General features: G+C 75.9%; 14 protein-coding genes and 1 pseudogene. 8 read left to right on the forward strand and 7 right to left on the reverse strand.

Features of this window, described 5'->3' with window-relative positions; all coding sequences use genetic code 11:
- Positions 1 to 102 precede the first annotated feature (102 nt).
- From D7I43_RS15475 to D7I43_RS15495, 6 genes and pseudogenes are all read left to right on the forward strand, one after another.
- Entirely contained in the window at positions 103 to 861 is a 759-nt protein-coding gene (locus D7I43_RS15475) for an ABC transporter ATP-binding protein (protein WP_120329205.1), read from the forward strand.
- Positions 862 to 869: 8 nt separating this feature from the next.
- The gene (locus D7I43_RS15480; protein ID WP_240032975.1) at positions 870 to 3,398 is read left to right on the forward strand and encodes an FtsX-like permease family protein; all 2,529 of its coding nucleotides are present in this window, start codon (positions 870 to 872) and stop codon (positions 3,396 to 3,398) included.
- Positions 3,399 to 3,590: 192 nt separating this feature from the next.
- On the forward strand, positions 3,591 to 4,799 hold the full coding sequence (locus D7I43_RS15485) for a D-alanyl-D-alanine carboxypeptidase family protein (RefSeq protein ID WP_240032976.1): 1,209 nt from the start codon (positions 3,591 to 3,593) through the stop codon (positions 4,797 to 4,799).
- A 145-nt stretch (positions 4,800 to 4,944) separates the two neighbouring features.
- Complete coding sequence (locus D7I43_RS15490; RefSeq protein ID WP_120329207.1) at positions 4,945 to 5,991, forward strand: zinc-dependent alcohol dehydrogenase family protein; 1,047 nt, start codon at positions 4,945 to 4,947, stop codon at positions 5,989 to 5,991.
- Positions 5,992 to 6,093: 102 nt separating this feature from the next.
- A pseudogene (locus tag D7I43_RS34375) lies at positions 6,094 to 6,177 on the forward strand (twin-arginine translocation signal domain-containing protein); the annotation flags it as partial.
- 57 nt (positions 6,178 to 6,234) lie between these two features.
- The gene (locus D7I43_RS15495; protein ID WP_240032977.1) at positions 6,235 to 8,058 is read left to right on the forward strand and encodes a hypothetical protein; all 1,824 of its coding nucleotides are present in this window, start codon (positions 6,235 to 6,237) and stop codon (positions 8,056 to 8,058) included.
- 40 nt (positions 8,059 to 8,098) lie between these two features.
- Here D7I43_RS15495 and D7I43_RS15500 read toward each other — a convergent pair whose 3' ends face one another.
- Positions 8,099 to 9,298, reverse strand: a complete 1,200-nt coding sequence (locus D7I43_RS15500; protein ID WP_120329209.1) for a citrate synthase — start codon at positions 9,296 to 9,298, stop codon at positions 8,099 to 8,101.
- A 68-nt stretch (positions 9,299 to 9,366) separates the two neighbouring features.
- On the opposite strand from D7I43_RS15500, the gene D7I43_RS15505 reads away from it, so the two are divergent.
- Complete coding sequence (locus D7I43_RS15505; protein ID WP_120329210.1) at positions 9,367 to 10,518, forward strand: citrate synthase; 1,152 nt, start codon at positions 9,367 to 9,369, stop codon at positions 10,516 to 10,518.
- A gap of 2 nt (positions 10,519 to 10,520) precedes the next feature.
- Here D7I43_RS15505 and D7I43_RS15510 read toward each other — a convergent pair whose 3' ends face one another.
- Genes D7I43_RS15510 through D7I43_RS15525 form a run of 4 tightly spaced genes read right to left on the reverse strand, consistent with a single transcriptional unit; the run spans position 10,521 to position 14,051 of the window.
- Complete coding sequence (locus D7I43_RS15510) at positions 10,521 to 11,252, reverse strand: amidohydrolase family protein (RefSeq protein WP_120329211.1); 732 nt, start codon at positions 11,250 to 11,252, stop codon at positions 10,521 to 10,523.
- The gene (locus D7I43_RS15515; protein WP_192902168.1) at positions 11,249 to 11,989 is read right to left on the reverse strand and encodes an amidohydrolase family protein; all 741 of its coding nucleotides are present in this window, start codon (positions 11,987 to 11,989) and stop codon (positions 11,249 to 11,251) included. The genes D7I43_RS15510 and D7I43_RS15515 overlap by 4 nt, the downstream gene beginning before the upstream one ends.
- Positions 11,986 to 12,882, reverse strand: coding sequence for a dihydrodipicolinate synthase family protein (locus tag D7I43_RS15520; protein ID WP_204985196.1), 897 nt, complete (start codon positions 12,880 to 12,882; stop codon positions 11,986 to 11,988). The genes D7I43_RS15515 and D7I43_RS15520 overlap by 4 nt, the downstream gene beginning before the upstream one ends.
- On the reverse strand, positions 12,879 to 14,051 hold the full coding sequence (locus D7I43_RS15525; RefSeq protein ID WP_120329212.1) for a DegT/DnrJ/EryC1/StrS family aminotransferase: 1,173 nt from the start codon (positions 14,049 to 14,051) through the stop codon (positions 12,879 to 12,881). Before D7I43_RS15525 ends, D7I43_RS15520 begins: the two co-directional genes overlap by 4 nt.
- Before the next feature lie 81 nt (positions 14,052 to 14,132).
- Here D7I43_RS15525 and D7I43_RS15530 point away from each other — a divergent pair, with 81 nt between their 5' ends.
- Complete coding sequence (locus tag D7I43_RS15530) at positions 14,133 to 15,353, forward strand: helix-turn-helix domain-containing protein (protein WP_120329213.1); 1,221 nt, start codon at positions 14,133 to 14,135, stop codon at positions 15,351 to 15,353.
- A 62-nt stretch (positions 15,354 to 15,415) separates the two neighbouring features.
- Here D7I43_RS15530 and D7I43_RS15535 read toward each other — a convergent pair whose 3' ends face one another.
- Positions 15,416 to 16,471 (reverse strand): dihydrodipicolinate synthase family protein, encoded by a 1,056-nt coding sequence (locus D7I43_RS15535; protein ID WP_204985197.1) that lies wholly within the window; start codon positions 16,469 to 16,471, stop codon positions 15,416 to 15,418.
- 8 nt (positions 16,472 to 16,479) lie between these two features.
- On the reverse strand, positions 16,480 to 17,496 hold the full coding sequence (locus D7I43_RS15540; protein WP_120329214.1) for an NAD-dependent epimerase/dehydratase family protein: 1,017 nt from the start codon (positions 17,494 to 17,496) through the stop codon (positions 16,480 to 16,482).
- Positions 17,497 to 17,611: the final 115 nt, after the last annotated feature.

The raw sequence follows: 17,611 nt of genomic DNA on the forward strand, positions 1-17,611 counted from the left end.
AGGCAGACCCGACGGCGGTGATCTCTGCCGCCGGGCCGATGCGGTCCCGGGTCGCCGGCGGCGAGGCTCTCCCCCGTCACACGTCCCGTTCCTGGAGGATCGATGAGAACGCACGCCCCGCCGGAGGCCGGCCGCGCCGCCGTCGCCGCGATCGAGGTGGTGAAGGTGTACGGCAGCGGCGACACCGCCGTACGCGCCCTGGACGGTGTCTCGGTCGGCTTCGACCGGGCCGGGTTCACGGCGATCATGGGTCCGTCCGGCTCCGGCAAGTCGACGCTGATGCACTGCCTCGCCGGCCTGGACACGGCCACCTCCGGGCGGGTGCTGCTCGGCGGCACCGAACTCACCGGGCGGTCCGACCGGACGCTGACCCGCGTACGCCGGGAGCGGATCGGGTTCGTCTTCCAGTCGTTCAACCTGCTGCCGCAGCTCACCGCCGCGCAGAACATCACCCTTCCGCTCGACCTCGCGGGCCGGCAGCCCGACCGTGACCTGCTGGCGCACCTGGTCGGCGTGCTGGGTCTGGCCGACCGGCTGGGCCACCGTCCCAGCGAGCTGTCCGGCGGCCAGCAGCAGCGGGTGGCGCTGGCCCGGGCGCTCGTGTCACGGCCCGAGGTCGTGTTCGCCGACGAGCCGACCGGCAACCTGGACTCGCGCTCCGGGGCGGAGGTGCTCTCCGTGCTGCGCGACTCGGTGCGCGACCTCGGGCAGACGGTCGTCATGGTCACCCACGACCCGATCGCCGCCGCGTACGCCGACCGGGTGGTGCTGCTCGCCGACGGCCGCGTCGTCGGCGAGATCGACCGGCCGGACCAGGGCTCGGTCACCGACGCGCTGCGCGACCTGGCGGCCGGCGCATGAGGGGGACCGTGCTGCGGACCCAGGTCAGCGCCGCGGCCCGCCGTCCCGGCCGGCTCGTCCTCACCGGCCTGGCCGTCGTGGTGGCGTCGTTCGTCGTGACCGGCACCGTGCTGGCGCAGCAGATCACCGAACGGACCGCCCGGGACACCCTCAGCGGCACCCCGGCCGCCACGTCCCTCGTGGTGGGCGGCGCCGCGGAGGGCCCGCGGCCGGCCGTCGCCACGCTCCCGCGCGTCCAGGCCCTGCCCGGCGTGGCCGAGGCCGTCGGCCGGGTGGAGATCGGGCTGTCCGTCGGGGAGTCGTACCTCAACCTGCGGGCCGACCCCGGCGCGGGCCCCCTGTCGACGGTGCGGCTGGTGCGCGGCACGTACCCGGACGCCCCGGGCGAGATCGCCGTCACCGAGCGGACCGCCGAACGGTTGGGGCTCGGCGTGGGCACCGTGACCACCGGGACCGGCGGTGAGCGGGCCACGCCCGGCCCGCTCACCGTGACCGGTGTCGTGGCGACGGAGGCCGACGCCGGCTACGACGGGTACGCGCCGGCCGCCGCGGTGGTGTCCTGGGCCGGTCTCACCGACCTGGACCGGATCGACCTGCGGGTGGCTCCCGGCACGCCGCCGGACGCGGTCCGCCAGCGGCTGGCCGCGCAGCTCCCGCCGGACGTGGCGGTGCGGGGCGGCGACGAGGTCCGCGCGGCGGAGGCGGACGCGGCGGCCGAGCAGGTGGACAACCTGTTCGCCCTCGTCGCCATGTTCGTGGCGGTCGCCGTGGCCGCCGCGGCGCTGGTGGTCACGTCGGCGTTCCGGATCGTCTTCGCCCAGCGGATGCGCCAGCTCGCGCTGCTGCGGGCGGTCGGCGCGGACCGCGCCGCGCTCGTCGGGGCGCTGACCGCCGAGGGCGCGCTCACCGGTCTGGTCGCGGGTGTCGTCGGGGTGGCCGCCGCCCTCGCCGCGGGGCACGTGCTCCCGGCGGTCCTGCGCGGGTTCGGCCTCGCCGTCTCGTCCCCCGGCGTCCCGGTGGGGGTGGCGGCGGCCGTCGTGGTCGGCGCCGTCGCCCTGACCGTGCTGGCGGTGCTGGCGCCGGCGTTCGCCGCCGCCCGGGTCTCGCCGCTGGAGGCGCTGCGCGCCGCGAGCACCACCGGCGGGCGGCGCGACGTGGGCGTCGCGCGGCTGCTGGCCGGGGTGCTGCTGGCCGCCGGCGCGGTCCTCGCCGGCGCGGCGGCGGGCGCGCGGCTGCCGACCCCGGAGCAGGAGGTGTACGACCCGATGTCGACGCTGCTGCTGCTCGTCGGCTCCGGCGCGGCGGCGTTCTTCGCGCTGGTGGCCCTCGGCCCGCTGGTGGTGCGTCCGGTGCTCGCCGTCGTGGGGTGGCCGCTGCGCCAGTTCGGGCCGCTCGGCCGGCTGGCCGTCGGTGGGATCGGCGGGGCGCCCCGCCGGGCCGCGGCGGTCTCCGTCGTGGTGGCGCTCGGCGTGACCCTGATCGCGGGGGTGCTCGTCGGGGGCGCGTCGATGCGCGTCCTCGCCGACCGGGAACTGGCGCTCTCCGCGCCGGCCGACGTCGAGGTGTCCGCCACCGGCGGCGGACCCCTGCCGGACGCCGTCGTGGCACGGGCCGAGGCGGCGCGCGGCGCGCTCGCCCGGGTGGTGCCCTACCGGCGCGCCGTCGACGTGGCGCTGACGCGCGGCGGCCAGCGGCTCGGGACGGCCGACCCCGGTTTCGCCACGGTCGACCTCGACGTGTCGGCGCTGCCGACCGCCGGTGACCTGGACGTGGCCGAGGGCACGCTGGCCGACCGCGCCCCGGGCCGGGTCGTGCTCGCGAGCTGGGCCGCCCGGGACACCGGGCTACGGGTGGGCGACACGGTCGCGCTCGCCCGCGCCGGGCGGACCGTCGAGGTGCGGGTGGTCGCCGTCCTGCCCGACCACGGCCCGCTGCACGCGCAGGTCCTCGCCGACCCCGCCGACCTGGACCGTCTCGGCGTGCCGGCGGCGCCCACCGGTCTGCTGGCCGACGCGGCCGGCGGCGGCGAGGCCGGGCGTACGGCGGCCGTGCGGGCCCTGCGGCAGGCGATCGGCGGCGCCGACGGCGTGGGACTCGCGGTCCTCGCCGACGAGCGGGACCGCAACGACGAGGTGCTGCGCGCCCTCGTCTGGATCGCCGTGGGCCTGGTCAGCCTCACCGTCCTCGTCGCCGTGGTCGGCGTGGGCTCCACGACGGCCCTGTCGGTGGTGGAGCGGGTACGCGAGGCCGGGCTGCTGCGTGCCCTCGGCCTGTCCTGGGCCGGCCTGCGCACCACCCTGACCGCCGAGTCCGGGCTGTACGGCCTGATCGGCGCGGCGATGGGCCTGGTGCTCGGCGTCCCGTACGCCTGGCTGGCGGTGAAGGCCCTCGGGGTCGACGCCCCGCTGGTCCTGCCGGTGCTGCCGCTGGCCGGGCTGTTCGCCGTGCTGGTGGTGCTCACCGCGCTGGCGGGGGTGCTGCCGGCCCGGCGGGCGGCCCGGGTCAGCCCCGTGGCGGCGCTGGGCATCGACGGGTGACGGCCCCGGCGGCCCGGCGGTCTCCCGGCCGCCGGGCCGCCGCCCGCCGACCGGCCGGGGTGGACCGGCCCGGCCGACCACCGCCGGGGGCCGTGGCCCCGGCAGGCCCGGCCGACCACCGGACCGGGCGGTCCGCCGCTACTTCCCCCATTACCGCACTGTCCGGCGAACCGCCGATTACCGTGCGTAAGTGTGACGACCAATCGGGTTACCTGCCTGACGGCCGCGGCCGTCCTGTTGGCCGCGCCCGCCGTCGCGATCGCGCCGGCGACCGGGGCGGCGGCCGCGCCGTACGTTCCCTGTCCGGCGGTGAAGCCGCCGGTTCCGCCGCCCGCGGCGCCGTCCCCGCCGCCGGTCGACCCGGCGCGTCGGGTCATCGGCGGAGCGGCGCTGGACACCTCGGGGTTGGCCGTTCCGACCGGCGCGCCGGCGGCGCCCGCCGTCACGGCGACCGCGTGGCTCGTGGCGGACCTGAAGACCGGCGAGGTCCTCGGCGGATGCGCCCCGCACGAGCACCGGACGCCGGCCAGCGTGCAGAAGCTCCTGCTGGCCGCGGCCCTCATGCCCCGCCTCGACCCCCGGCAGGAGGTCGAGGTGACCCGGGCGGACCTGCGTGACCTCGACCCGGCGAGTTCGCTCATGGGCGTGGTCGCGGGCGGGCGGTACCGGGTCGAGAGCCTGTGGCTGGGTCTGCTGCTCCGGTCCGGCAACGACGCCGCCAACGTCCTGGCGCGGGTCGGCGGCGGCGCGGCCGGCCGGCAGGGCGGTGTCGACGCCATGAACGAGGAAGCCCGGAGGCTGCGCGCGTACCAGACCCACGCGGCGACACCGTCGGGCCTGGACGGCCCCGGCCAGTACACGAGCGCGTACGACCTCGCGCTGATCGCCCGCGCCACGTTCGCCCGGGAGGACTTCCGGCGGTACGTGGCCACGACGACCGCGCACATCCCGGAGGGCGTGGGCCACCCCGCCTTCGAGATCACCCACGACACCACGCTGCTGGGCGCCTACCCGGGCACGCTCGGGGGCAAGACGGGCTTCACCGACCTGGCCCGGCAGACGTACGTCGGGGTGGCGGAGCGGGAGGGACGGCGGCTCGCCGTGACGCTGCTCGGCGCGGAGACCGCGCCGCTGGGCAGCCTGGGTGAGGCGACGGCGCTGCTCAACTGGGGCTTCGCGCTGCCCCGCGGCGCGTCGGTCGGCCACCTGGTGTCGCCCGACGAGAAGAAGTACGACCAGCCCGTGGTCCCGGTCGGCGGTGAGCGTCCCGAGCGGAACGCCACGTCGTCGTCGCGGTCGCTGCCCGTCGGTGTCGGTCTCGCGGCCGCGCTCGTCCTGGCCGTCGTCCTGGCGGTGCCGTGGCGGCGCCGCAGCGCCCGGCGGGCCGCGCGGGGCCGCTAGGACGGCGGACCGCGCGGATCCGCTAGGACGGCGGACCGCGCGGATCCGCTAGGACGGCGGACCGCGCGGGGCCGCCAGGACGGCGTACCGCGCGGCGGGCGGGGTGGACGTGGGGTGGACCCGCCGGCATGTGAGGATCCCGCACATGCGTGCGGTGGTCTTCGACGAGTTCGGCGCCCGACCCCAGGTCCGCGACGTCCCGGACCCGACGCCGCCCGAGGGCGGCGTGGTCGTCCGCGTGGCGGCGACCGGGCTGTGCCGCAGCGACTGGCATGGCTGGCAGGGCCACGACCCGGACATCCGCCCGCCGCACGTTCCCGGCCACGAGTTCTCCGGTGTCGTCGCGGCCGTCGGGGCCGGCGTCCGGGCCTGGCGGCCCGGCGACCGCGTCACCGCGCCGTTCGTCTGCGCCTGCGGCCGGTGCCCGGCCTGCCTGGCCGGGGACCAGCAGGTCTGCGAGCGGCAGACGCAGCCGGGCTTCACCGGGTGGGGGTCGTTCGCGGAGCAGGTGGCGGTGCACGACGCCGACGTCAACCTCGTCCGGCTGCCCGACGAGCTGGACCACCCGGCCGCCGCGGCGCTCGGGTGCCGCTTCGCCACCGCGTTCCGCGCCGTCGTCGACCAGGGGCGGGTCGCCGCCGGCGAGTGGGTGGCCGTGCACGGGTGCGGCGGCGTCGGTCTGTCCGCCGTGATGATCGCCGCGGCGTGCGGCGCCCGGGTGGTGGCGGTCGACATCGCGCCCGGGGCGCTGGAGCTGGCCCGCCGGTTCGGCGCCGCGGTCTGCCTCGACGGCGGCGCGCTCACCGGGCCCGGCGAGGTGGCCGCGGCCGTACGGGAGGTCACCGGCGGCGGCGCCCACCTCTCCCTGGACGCGCTGGGCAGCCACGACACGTGCGTGGCCTCCGTCGAGAGCCTGCGCCGCCGGGGCCGCCACGTGCAGGTCGGTCTGCTGCCCGCCGCGCAGGGCCGTCCCGCGCTGCCGATGGACCTCGTCATCGCGTACGAGCTGGAGCTGCGCGGCAGCCACGGCATGGCCGCGCACGCCTACCCGCGCCTGCTGCGGCTCGTGACCGCCGGCGTGCTGCGCCCGGACGAACTGGTCACCCGGACCATCGGCCTCGCCGAGGTGCCCGACGCGCTGTCGACCATGGACCGTCCGGGGCCGGGCGGGATGTGCCTCATTCGCCCCTGAGGTCGCGGGGAAGGCGTCACCGGCGTTCGTCGCACCCTTGACCCTCCGAATCGGAACACATTAGGGTCCTGGCCGTAATGGCAGCGATGAACGGAGATGCCCATGCCCGTCAGCCGTCGCTCACTCCTGGCCGGAGGCGCCATCACTGGCGCTGCCTTGGCAATCGGCCAGAACGCACTCCCCTCCCCGGCGTCCGCCAGGGCCGACGACACCCTGACCCCGACCAGTTTCGGACCCGCGTCTTTGACGGCGGCGGTCCGTGGCGCCGCCGTCATCGGTGACAGCGTCTTCATCACCTCCCGGTTCAACACGCCGGAGGGGAAGATGCGGCTGGGCGAGTTCGACGTCAACACCGGCGAGATGCGCAGCATCGACGACCTCGCCATCGCGAGCAGCGGCGGGCAGAAGCTCGCCGCCGACGACCGGTACGTGTACATCGGCCCGGCGGGCAGCGCGTACGTCCACCGGTTCGACCCCCGGACCAAGGAGCTGGTGGCCTGGGCGCGTGCCGGTGGCAGCACCACCTGGTACTACGACATGGTCGTGCACGGCGAGCACCTCTACATCGGCACGTACCCCGACTGCACGGTCAGGCGGATCCGCCTGGCCGACGCGACCGTCGAGACGTACGGCCGCATCTCCACGTCGCAGTACGCCGCGGCGGTCGCCGTCGACGACGAGTACGTCTACGGCGGCTCGGCCGCTCCCGGCACGCTGCTGCGGTGGCCGAAGGCCGGCGGCAGCCCGGTCGACCTCACCCCGCACCTCAGCACGTCACCGGTCGGCATCCTCGACATGGTGGTCTCCGACGGCGTCGTGTACGTGGCCTGCGGCCGGCAGCTGATCTCGTTCGACCGCGACGGATCCCACCGGGTCTCGCGGGACATCGCCGCCGAGGACCGCTACGTCGACCAGGTCACCGTCGGGGCCGACGGCAGGGTCTACGCGCTGACCCGGCTCACCACCAACCTGTACGAGGTGACGGCCGACGGCCTGGTGAAGGTCGGCCAGCCCCTCGCCGACGTGGAGAACCAGCTCCTCGCGCCGCTGCCCGACGGCGCCCTGCTCGGGGTCAGCGGCCTGGGGCACGTGTGGCGGGCGACGCCGAACGGCACGGCCAGCGTCTGGCAGACCGCCACCCGCGGCTTCGGCTACCCCGAGACCATCCAGTCGATGATGCGGCACACCCGGGGCACGATCTGGGTCGGCGGCCACTACGCCATGACCGTGCACCGCACCGAGGCCGGCACGAGCGACCGGTTCGACGTCAACGGCGAGGTCAAGGCGATGGCCGAGGGGAAGGCCGGCGTGGTGTACGCGGGCCTGTACCCGAGCACCCAGATCGTGGCGATCGACCCCGGCAGCTACCGGATCCGGCCCCTCGGCCTGCTCGGCAACGAGCAGCTGCGGACCAAGCGGATCCACGTGGACCGGCCGCGCAACCAGCTCATCGTGGCGTCCAGCCCGCAGACCACGAAGCACACGGGCGCGCTGACCTTCATCGACCTCGCCACCGGCACGTTTGAGGGTCACCGCGAGTTCCTGCCCGACCAGAGCGTGATGGACGTCGTGGTGCAGGGCACCACCGCGTACATCGCGGGCGACACCTACGGTGAGGGCACGACCGGGCCGGTCCGGAAGGTCGCGCAGGTGGCGGCGGTGGACATCGTCACCCGGCGGCTGCTGTGGCGGGAGGAGATCAAGCCGGACTGGCAGTCGTACGAGAACCTGTACGTCCTGGGCAACCTGCTCTACGCGGTGGGCCGGCGCCCGCGCGGCGCCTGGTTCGCGTACGACCTGCACACCCGGCGGATCGTCATGGAGGGCGACCTCGGCGGGTACGGCCAGCTGAACGGTGTCGACGGCCGCGTGTTCTCGTGGGTGCACTGGACCAACGACATCAGCGAGCTGCCGACCGTGCCGGGCGGCGAGGTGGTCACGCTGTACGACAACGTCCCGCGCGGCTGGTACAACAACCCGTCGTTCCACTTCACGCCGGACGGCCGGGCGACGTGGGGCATGCACGGCACGGACCTGGCCCGCTTCCCGTTGCCGCGCCGGAGCTGACCCTCCTCCGCGGCTCCACCCGCCCCCCGCGCCGGACGCGTCAGGTCGGCGCGGGGGGCGGCCCCGTGTAGCCGCTGCGCCACCGGAACCGGTGGCGCGGCTGGGCGTACTCCTCGACGATGTGCGCGACCCAGCCCGCCGTGCGGGCGACCGAGAAGACCACCTCGGCGGCGCCCGGCCCCATGCCGGTCGCGTGCGCCAGCACGGCGAGCGCGAGGTCCACGTTGGGCAGGGCGTCGCGGCGCGCCGCCGTGGCGATCAGGTCGTCGACGACCCGCCGCAGCCCGGCCTCGACGGGCAACTCGGCCAGGAGGTCCAGCAGGGCGGCGCCGCGCGGGTCGCCGTCGGGGTACAGCGGATGCCCGAACCCGGGCAGCGAGCCGGTCCGCAGCCATTCGGCGACCGCCGCCGGCACACCCTCGCGCCGCGCGACCTCCACCATCCGGTGGACGCTGCTGCCGATGGCGCCGTGCGCGGGCCCGTCCAGCGCGCCGAGACCGGCCAGCACCGCCGCGTAGGGGTTCGCCCGGGTGGACGCCGCCACGCGGACCGCGATCGTCGAGGCGGCCAGGTCGTGGTCGGCGAGCAGGACGAGCGCGGCGTTGAGCGCCCGCAGTCCCGCCTCGGACGCCGGCTCGCGGGTCAGGCGCGGCCACAGGCGGGCCGCCAGGTCGTCGCGCACGGGCGCCCCGCCGGCGAGCGGCAGGGCGTCGACCATGGTGGCCAGCAGCGCGGGCGCGAGGCCGGTGACGGTGGCGGGCGCCAGGTCGAAGCGCAGCGGATCCATCGCGGAGGCGACGGCGACGACCACCGGGAGCCGGTCGAACAGCCGGGCGCCGGCGGGCAGGTGGTCGCTCGCCCGCCGGGCGCGCTCGACGGTCTCCGGGTCGGCCGTGAAGGGCTCGTGGCGCCGCTCGCCCGTCCACAGCCACCGGGCGACCTCCTCGAACGGGGTCACCGGCGCGAGGCGCGCCGCGTCCAGCCCCCGGTAGTGCAGCCGGCCGTACGCGATCAGCGTGGTGGCCGTCCGCATGGCGGGCGCGGCGTCCCGCTCCGGCCGGGTCGCCTGCGTACGGGCCGCGAGCCGCTCGACGTCGGCCAACCGGAACCGGCTGATCCGCTCCCCGGGGACCTTGACCCGGGACAGCAGCCCGCGGCTGACGTACGCGTAGATCGTCTCGGGCTTGACGCGCAGGCGGTGGGCCACCTCGGCGGTCGTGAGCAGCTGGTCCCCGGACATGTGGGCATGCTCTCATGTTGACTGGATCAACGTTGACCGGGTCCGTGCCGGGGCATGACGCTGCCGGCATGGCTGACACCATCACCGTTCCCCGCGGCCTCGCCGGCGTCGTCGTGACCGACACCGCCATCGGCCACGTCCGCGGCCAGGAGGGCTTCTACCACTACCGGCAGTACTCGGCCATCGACCTGGCCGAGCACCGCACCCTCGAGGACGTGTGGGCGCTGCTCATCGACGGCGCCCTGCCCGCCGAGCCCAAGGCCCTGCACGAGGAGATCGCGCCGCTGCGGCACATCCCGCCGGCCGTCGCCGCCGCGCTGCCCGGCATCGCCGCGGCGTCGGCGTCCGCGGACCCGATGGGCGGGCTGCGCGCCGCGCTGGCCGTGGCCGGCCTCGCCGCCGGCGCCGGACCGCTCTACGACACCCCGCCGGCACAGCGGCGGGCGCAGGCGATGGCGCTGTGCGCGCTCACGCCCACCCTCCTCGCCGCCCTGTACCGCCTGCGCACCGGCCGGGAGCCGATCGCGCCGCGCGACGACCTGTCGCACGCGGCGAACTACCTGTACATGGTCACGGGCGAGGTGCCGTCGGAGCCGCACGCCCGGGCGATCGAGCGCTACCTCATCGCGACCGTCGACCACGGCTTCAACGCCTCGACCTTCACGGCCCGCGTCATCGCCTCCACCGGGGCGGACATCTACGCCTGCGTGGGCGGCGCCCTCGGCGCGCTGTCGGGTCCGCTGCACGGCGGGGCCCCGAGCCGCGCCCTCGACACCCTCGACGCCATCGGCTCCGTCGACCGGGCCGACGCGTGGTTGCGGACGCGCATCCTCGACGGCGAGCGGATCATGGGCTTCGGGCACCCCGTCTACCGCACCGAGGACCCGCGGTCGCGCATGCTCAAGGGCATCGCCCGATCCCTCGGCGGCGACCTCGTGGACTTCGCCGTGGCCGTCGAGGAGCGGGTCCTGTCGCTGCTCGCGGAGCTGAAGCCCGGCCGGGAGCTGCACACCAACGTGGAGTACTACGCGGGCGTCGTCATGCACCTGTGCGGGCTGCCCCGGGAGATGTTCACCCCGACCTTCGCCACGAGCCGCGTCATCGGCTGGTGCGCGAACGTGCTGGAGCAGGCCGAGGACTCGAAGATCATCCGGCCGGACTCCCGGTACGTCGGTCCCCCCGCGCCGCAGCCGCTGCCGCCGGACGACCCCGCCGCCTGACCTCAGGCCCTCTCGAGCCGGAACAGGTCGGCGGCGTTGCGCCAGGCGACCCGTTCGGCCAGTTCCGGTTCGAGGTCGGCGGCGAGCACCGCCCCGTACGCGGCGGCCGGGTCGATGAGCGTCGCGTCGGTGCCGAAGAGCAGCCGGTGGGGGTCCACGGCCGCCGCGACGGCCGCGAACCGGCCCGCCTCGGTGTGGGAGAAGCACGGTTCGAGCCAGAGCCGGTCCACCGAGTTGGCCGCCTCGACGGCGTGCCGCCACCCGTTCGCTCCCATGTGGCCGGCGATGGCGCGCAGCCCCGGGATGTCCGCGACGGCCGCCGCCAGGTCCAGGGGCGACCTGTCCCAGGTGTGCACGAGCGCCGGCAGGTCGTGCGCGGCGGCCAGTTCCAGCGCCGCCCGGGTCTGCGGGGAGGACGGCGGCGAGCCGGTGTAGTCGGTGTGGATCTTCACTCCGACGAACCGGCCGGTGGGGAGCAGCTCGCGCAGGTCCCGTTCGGCGTCGTCGAGCCGGCGGGGGTTGATCGTGAGGTAGCCGAGCAGGCGGTCGGTGGTCTCCAGCATCCGCGCCATCGCGCGGTTGCCGGTGGTCGGGTCGTAGATCACCGCCTCGGTGGCCGAGACGACCGCGAGGTCGATGCCGTAGCGGTCCATCACGGCGAGGTTCGTGACGACGGCGCCGACCTCCATGCTGAAGAACCACGGACCCCAGTGGGCGTGCACGTCGATGATCATTCGGTCAACCCCAGGATCCGGCGGGCGTTCCCGCCCGCCACGGCGGCCACGGCGTCCGGCCCGAGCGCGCTGCGGGCCAGCCGCAGCCGCGGGACCGCGGCCTCGTAGAAGGGCGTGCGCGAGCCGTACAGGAGGCGCTCGACGCCGACGTGTTCGGCGATGGTCTCCAGCGCGTCGGGCGAGTTGAGCAACCGGGTGGAGGTGTGGAATCCCGGCTCGTCGCGGGCGGCCACCACGAAGTCGCCCAGGTGGTAGAAGTGCGTGTCGAGGAAGATGACCGTGGCGCCGCGCAGCGGTCGCCAGTACCGGCGGACGTCCCCACCGGCCAGGATGACGAGGCCGGCCTCGGCGGCCCGGCGGGCCACGTGCCGCACAGACGGGAAGTCCGGCTCGACGTGCTGCTCGTCGGGGAACAGCCGCACGGCCCGCACGCCCTGCCCGGCGAGACGGACGACCTCCCGCTCGGCGCCCAGCGGGTCGCGCAGGTCGAGCGTCCCGACCGGCAGCACGGTGGGCCCGGCCAGGGCGGCCACCTCGTCGTTGCCGCTGCGCACGTCGAACAGCGCCGCCCGCAGGCTGGCCACGGCGGCCCGGGCGATGCCGTTGGCGGCGAGGAGGGCGGTGACCGCGGCGGGCTCGCCGGTGGGGCCCGGCCGGTCGGCGTACCGGCCCACGAGCACGTCGACGTCGAGGGTGACCGGCGGCAGGTCGGCGGCCACGAACGGGTTCCGGCTCACCGTCGCCCCGCCACCGTGAGCACCCGCTCCCGGTCGCCGTCGGGCAGCGCCGGGCCGTACGCGTCGCCCGCGTGGGTGGCCGGGACACGCCCCTCCGCGGCGGCGATCCAGAGCATGCGTTGCACGTACCCCTCCATCGGTGCGGTGAACGTGACCGCGGCGAGCCGGTCGAGGTCGGCCGAGGCGGCGACGAACTCGTCGTACCGCTTGTCGGCGTAGGCCCGCAGCACCCGGGCGGTGACCGGCACCGCGGCGGCGGCCAGGCCGACCAGGGCGGCCTCGGCCCCCCACATCAGCGACGGCCCGAACATGCGGTCCTCACCGGTCACGGCCAGCCGGCCGGCGCGGTGCGCCGCGGCGAGCGCGGCCTGGCAGGCGATGGCGTCGTCGAGCCGGGCCACCTTGACCCCGGCCACCCCGGGATGGGCGAGCAGCTCCGCGAGCGCCGGCTCGGCGTACGGCCGCACGTAGAGGTCGAACGCGAGCATCGGCAGGCCGGCGGCGCGCCAGACGGCGTCGTGGTGGCCGACGGCGTCGCCCTCGACGGGGAAGACCAGCACACCGGCCGCGCCGAGGTCGGCCGCCCGGACGGCCTGCGCGGCGACCTCGCCGGTGCGCTCCCCCGGCCGGCCGCCCACGCCGACGATCACCGGCACGCCGGTCCCCACGGCGAGCCGGACGACGAGGTCCCGGGTCTCCGCGTCGAGGTACGGGCCGCGGCCGGTGTGCGCGCAGACGGCGAGGGCGTCGGCGCCGTCGGCGACGAGTCCGCGCAGGTACCGGTCGAGCACGCCCGCGTCGACCGCCCGCCGGGCGTCCACGGGGGTGGCCGTGGCCGCGACGAGCCGCCAGCGCAGCCGGTCGCGCAGGGCGGCGGCGGCCGGGGCGATCACGGGGCCACCGCGGCCCGCACGGCGCGGGCGATCTCGTCGACGTGCGCGTCGGTGTAGCGCTCGTTCCAGTCAATCACCAGGAGAGTCTCGTTGATCAGGCGCTCGGCCACGGGGAACGCGCCGGGCCCGTAGGCCGGCAGCCGGTCGGCCGGCGGCACGGTGAGCGGGAAGCGGGAGGTGCCGTAGACCGGCGCCTCGGTCAGCGCCGGGGCGCAGTGCAGCGGCTGTTCGAGGTAGCCAGCCCGGGCGGGGATGCCGGCGGCGGCCAGCTTCCCCGCGACCTCCTGGTTGGTCAGCGGCGGGTCGAGCACGATCGGGAACAGCCACCAGGCGTGGGCGTCCACGTCGGCGGGCAGGCGCACGCCGGGCAGGCCGGACAGCGCGGTGACCAGCCGCCGGGCGGTACGCCGCCGGTCGGCCAGCACCCCGGGGAGCTTCGCCAGCTGGGCGCGGGCGACGGCGCCCGCGAGTTCGGTCATCCGGTAGTTGAGGCCGAGGCCGACGTGCCGGCGGGCCTCGTCGCGGGGCCAGCCCTTGTCGGCGAACAGCCGCATCCGGCGGGCCAGCACGGGGTCGTCGGTGAGGCACAGGCCGCCGTCACCGCAGGTGATGTGCTTCCACTGCTGGAGGCTGAAGCAGCCGACCGCGCCCGCCGTGCCGGCGAGCCGGCCGTCCGGGTAGCGGGTGAGCCACGCCTGGGCGCAGTCCTCGATGAGCGGCACGCCGGCCTCGTCGGCGACGGCCCGCAGGTCGGCGGCGGCGCCGAACAGGTGCACGGCGAGGATCGCGCGGGTGCGCGGGCCGACGGCCGCGGCGACCGCCGCCGGATCCAGGTTGCCGGTGTACGGATCGACGTCGGCGAACACGGGGACGGCGTTCTGCGCGAGAATGGGCGCGACCGTGCCGAAGTCACTGATCGGAGAGGTGATGATCTCGTCGCCGGGGCCGGGCGCGACGGCCGCGACAGCCAGGTGCAGGGCCGCGGTTCCGGAACTCGCCGCCACGGCGTGCGACACTCCGTGGAGCCCGGCCATCTCGCGCTCCAGGGCCCGGACCTCGGTGCCCCAGACCGAGCTCAGCATGCCGGACCGGAGCACCCGGCTGACGGCGTCCAGCTCCTCCGCGCCGATCGTCCGGCCGCTGGCGTCGGCCATGCTGGGGAACGACACGTATCCTCCCAGGGCTTCTGCAATACCGGGCCTGACCGTAATCTTGTCCTGCGAGCAACGCAACCCCCACAGGAGGCAGCGGTGACCATCGAGATCGGGGTCGTCGGTCCGCACGACCTGGTCGACGACGTGGCTGCCACCTGCGAGGAGCAGCCCGGCGTCGCCGCGCGGCGGCTGCACTACGACCACGAGTCGCAGGCCCCGGCGATCGTCGAGGCGCACGGGGGCCAGGTGGAGGCGTGGCTCTTCACCGGCGTGGTGCCGTACACCCTCGCGCGGGAGGCGAACGTCCTGCACCGGCCCGCCGTGTTCGTGGACTACACCGGCGCCACCCTGCTCCAGGCCGCCGTGCGGCTGCTGCGCGACGGCCGGGACGTCACCCGCATGTCCATCGACACCGTCACCGGCGTCGACGTCGCCGCCACGTTCGGCGAGGCGGGGCTGCCGGTGGACGGGGTGCGGACGCTGCCCTACCGCAGCGGCCTGGGCTCCGACGACGTGGTCGCCTTCCACCGCCGGCAGCGCAAGGCCGGCGCCGACGTCGCCGTGAGCTGCATCAGCTCGGTGTACGAGGTGCTGCGCCGCGAGATGCCCGCGTTCCGCCTCGCGCCGTCGAACCACTCGGTGCGCACCGCGCTGCGCCAGCTCCTGCTGCACGTCGGGAGCCAGGCGCAGGAGGACGCGCAGATCGCGCTCGGGCTGGCGACCCTGTCCGACGGCGACGACGGGCTGCTCAAGGAGGTCGCCGGGCTCGGCGGCACGCTCGCGCGGTTCGCCTCCGACACGTACCTGATCGTCACCACCCGCGGGCCGCTGCACGACGCCACCGGCGGGTTCACGGCGCTGCCGATGCTCCGCCGCCTCGCCGACCGCCACGAGACGGTGCAGATCGGCTTCGGGCTGGGCCGCAGCGCCGCGGAGGCGGAGAACCTGGCCCGCCGCGCGCTGAGCCGGGCCCGCCGGGTCGGCCCCACGACGGCCGTGCTCTCGCTGCGCGGCGAGACCGACATCGTGCTCGAGTCGACCACCCCGCCACCGCGGCCCGCGGAGGCGAACCTCGCCGTCATCGCCCAGCGGGTCGGCCTGTCGGTGCCCACGCTGCTGCGGCTGCGGGAGGTCCGCACCGCGCTCGGCAACGAACCGCTGACCAGCCGCGAGGTCGCCGACCAGCTGCGGGTGCAGCAACGTACGGCGCGGCGCATGCTGCACCGTCTCGAACTGGCCGGGCTCGCCGAGCGCACCGGCAACCTGGCCTCCGGCAGCAGCGGTCGCCCGCTCACCCTCTACCGCCTGACCCTCTGACGCCGGCCGGTCCGCACCCGCGGAAGCGCGGACCGGCCGCTGTCACGCCGGAAGGGGCGCTCTCACGCCAGCCACTCGTCAAGGTGCGCGGCCACGAAGTCGTCGTCGCGCAGGTGCGGGTAGGCACGGTGCACCCGGTCCAGCTCGGCCATCTGCCCCGGCGACAGGTCCTCGGCCGGGTCGAGGCACCACCGGCCGGCCAGCAGGCCCTGCCGGCGCAGCACCTCGTGGATGCCGGGGATGCAGCCGTGGTAGCCGTTGGCGGCGTCGAAGATCGCCGCGTTGGCGTCGGTCAGGTGACCGTCGAGCGTGAGCAGCCGGCGCAGCGCGGCGTCGTCGCCGTCGCGGGCCCGTCGGGCCTCGTCGAGCAGGGTCACGGCGGTGCCCGCCCAGACGGCCCACTGGCCGAGCAGTCCGCCGACGAACTCGACCTCGACGGCCCGGCCGTCCACGATGACCCGGTGCGGGGCCACGAGGTCGGCGAGGATGTGGTCGTCGTTGCCGGTGTAGAGGGCGAGGTCCCCGTTGCGACCGGCGGCGCAGACGCCGTGCAGCACGTCGAGGGTGCGGTAGCGGTCGAACGGGGCCACCTTGATGCCGACCACCGACTCCAGCGCGGCCAGCCGGGCCCAGAAGCCGCGGGACAGCTCCCGGCCGCCGACGGCCGGCTGGAGGTAGAAGCCGATGACCGGCAGCACCTCACCGACCGCCCGGGCCCGCTCGACGAGGCCGTCCTCGTCCAGCCCGGCGTACGGCGAGAGCAGCACCATGTGGTAGCCGAGCGAGGCGGCGAGCTCGGCCTCGGCGACGGCCTGGGCGGTGTCCCCGCACGCGCCGGCCACCAGGACGGCGTCGGAGCCCGCGGCGGTCTCGGCGGCGAGTTCCAGCACCGGGGCGAGCAGCCCCACGGCGGGATCGTGGATGGCGAACTGGGTCGTGTGCACGCCGACGGCGATGCCGCCCGCGCCCGAGGCGAGGTAGTAGCGGGTCAGCGCCCGTTGCCGGCGCTCGTCGAGGCGCCGGTCGGGGGTCAGCGCGAGCGGGTGGGCGGGGATGACGCACCCCTGCCGGAAGCGGGCCAGGGCCGCGGCCTGTCGGGTGCTCGATGCGGTCAACACGGTGTCTCCTAGAACTTCCCGTCGCGGCGCTGGAATCCGGTGGGCTTGTCGAGCAGGGGCCCGCCGCCGGCCACCCAGTCCGCCGTGAGCTCGATCAGCTCGGCGACCGGAAGGTCGGGGTAGCCGAAGAGTCGGTGGCAGAGCTGGGCGTTGGACAGCAGGGCGGTCGGCGCCTCGGTGCCGGTGAACACCGGCTCCCGACCGAGCCGGGCGGCGACCGCGGTGGCCACCTGGCGGACGGAGATCAGCTCCGGTCCGGTCAGGTTCAGGACGAACGGCGGGGTCGCCGCGTGGTGCAGGGCGCGCAGGACGACCTCGTTGGCGTAGCCCTGCCAGACGACGTTGGCGTGGCCCATGCCGAGGTCCACGGCCTCACCGGCGTGCACGGCCCGGGCGATGTCGACGAGCACGCCGTAGCGCATCTCGACCGCGTAGTTGAGCCGGATGAGGGCCAGCGGGGTGCCGTCGCGCAGCGCGAAGTGGGTGAGGATGCGTTCGCGGCCCAGGCAGGACATGGCGTACTCGCCGACCGGGTCCACCGGGGTCTGCTCGACGCATCCGCCGGAGGTCACCGGCACGAGCGGGTACACGTTGCCGGTGCTGAGGGCCACCAGGCGGGAGCCGGCGAAGCGCTGCGCGACGCGCCCGGGCAGGTACGTGTTGGTGGCCCAGGTGGCGTGCTCCCGGCCGGAGGTGCCGAACTTGGCACCGACCAGGAAGACGACGTTGGCCGCGTCCGGCAGCGCGTGCAGCGCGGCGTCGTCCGCGACGTCCGCCTCGACGATCTCGGCGCCCTCGTCGCGCAGGCTGTCGGCCAGCCCCGGCTCGGAGAAGCGGGACACCGCGACGACGCGCGCGCCGGTGCCCGCCGCCGCCACGCCACGCAGGGCCAGCCGGACGAGGCTCGGCCCCAGCTTGCCGCCCGCGCCCAGGACCAGGATGTCCCCGTCGAGCTTGCGCAGGTCGTCCACGAGGACGTCCCGCGGGCGGGAGAGCCGCTCCTCCAGTTCCGCCACGGTACGCATGCCACCACACCCCTTCCGAAGTAACGGTCATGACCGTAACCTCCGGCTAGGGGGGCGTCAAGGCGCGGCGCACGCCGATCCGGTCGGGGCCGCTGCGGGACCGGGCACGCGAGGA

The sequence above is a fragment of the Micromonospora globbae genome, from assembly GCF_003610785.1.
In the GTDB taxonomy this organism is placed as follows: Bacteria; Actinomycetota; Actinomycetes; order Mycobacteriales; family Micromonosporaceae; genus Micromonospora; species Micromonospora globbae.

What these genes read in the sequence shown, in the direction of transcription:
- D7I43_RS15475 (WP_120329205.1), top strand. Translation starts at nt 103, where the DNA reads ATGAGAACGCACGCCCCGCCGGAGGCCGGCCGCGCCGCCGTCGCCGCG.
- D7I43_RS15490 (WP_120329207.1), top strand. Translation starts at nt 4,945, where the DNA reads ATGCGTGCGGTGGTCTTCGACGAGTTCGGCGCCCGACCCCAGGTCCGC.
- D7I43_RS15500 (WP_120329209.1), bottom strand. Translation starts at nt 9,298, where the DNA reads ATGTCCGGGGACCAGCTGCTCACGACCGCCGAGGTGGCCCACCGCCTG.
- D7I43_RS15505 (WP_120329210.1), top strand. Translation starts at nt 9,367, where the DNA reads ATGGCTGACACCATCACCGTTCCCCGCGGCCTCGCCGGCGTCGTCGTG.
- D7I43_RS15510 (WP_120329211.1), bottom strand. Translation starts at nt 11,252, where the DNA reads ATGATCATCGACGTGCACGCCCACTGGGGTCCGTGGTTCTTCAGCATG.
- D7I43_RS15540 (WP_120329214.1), bottom strand. Translation starts at nt 17,496, where the DNA reads ATGCGTACCGTGGCGGAACTGGAGGAGCGGCTCTCCCGCCCGCGGGAC.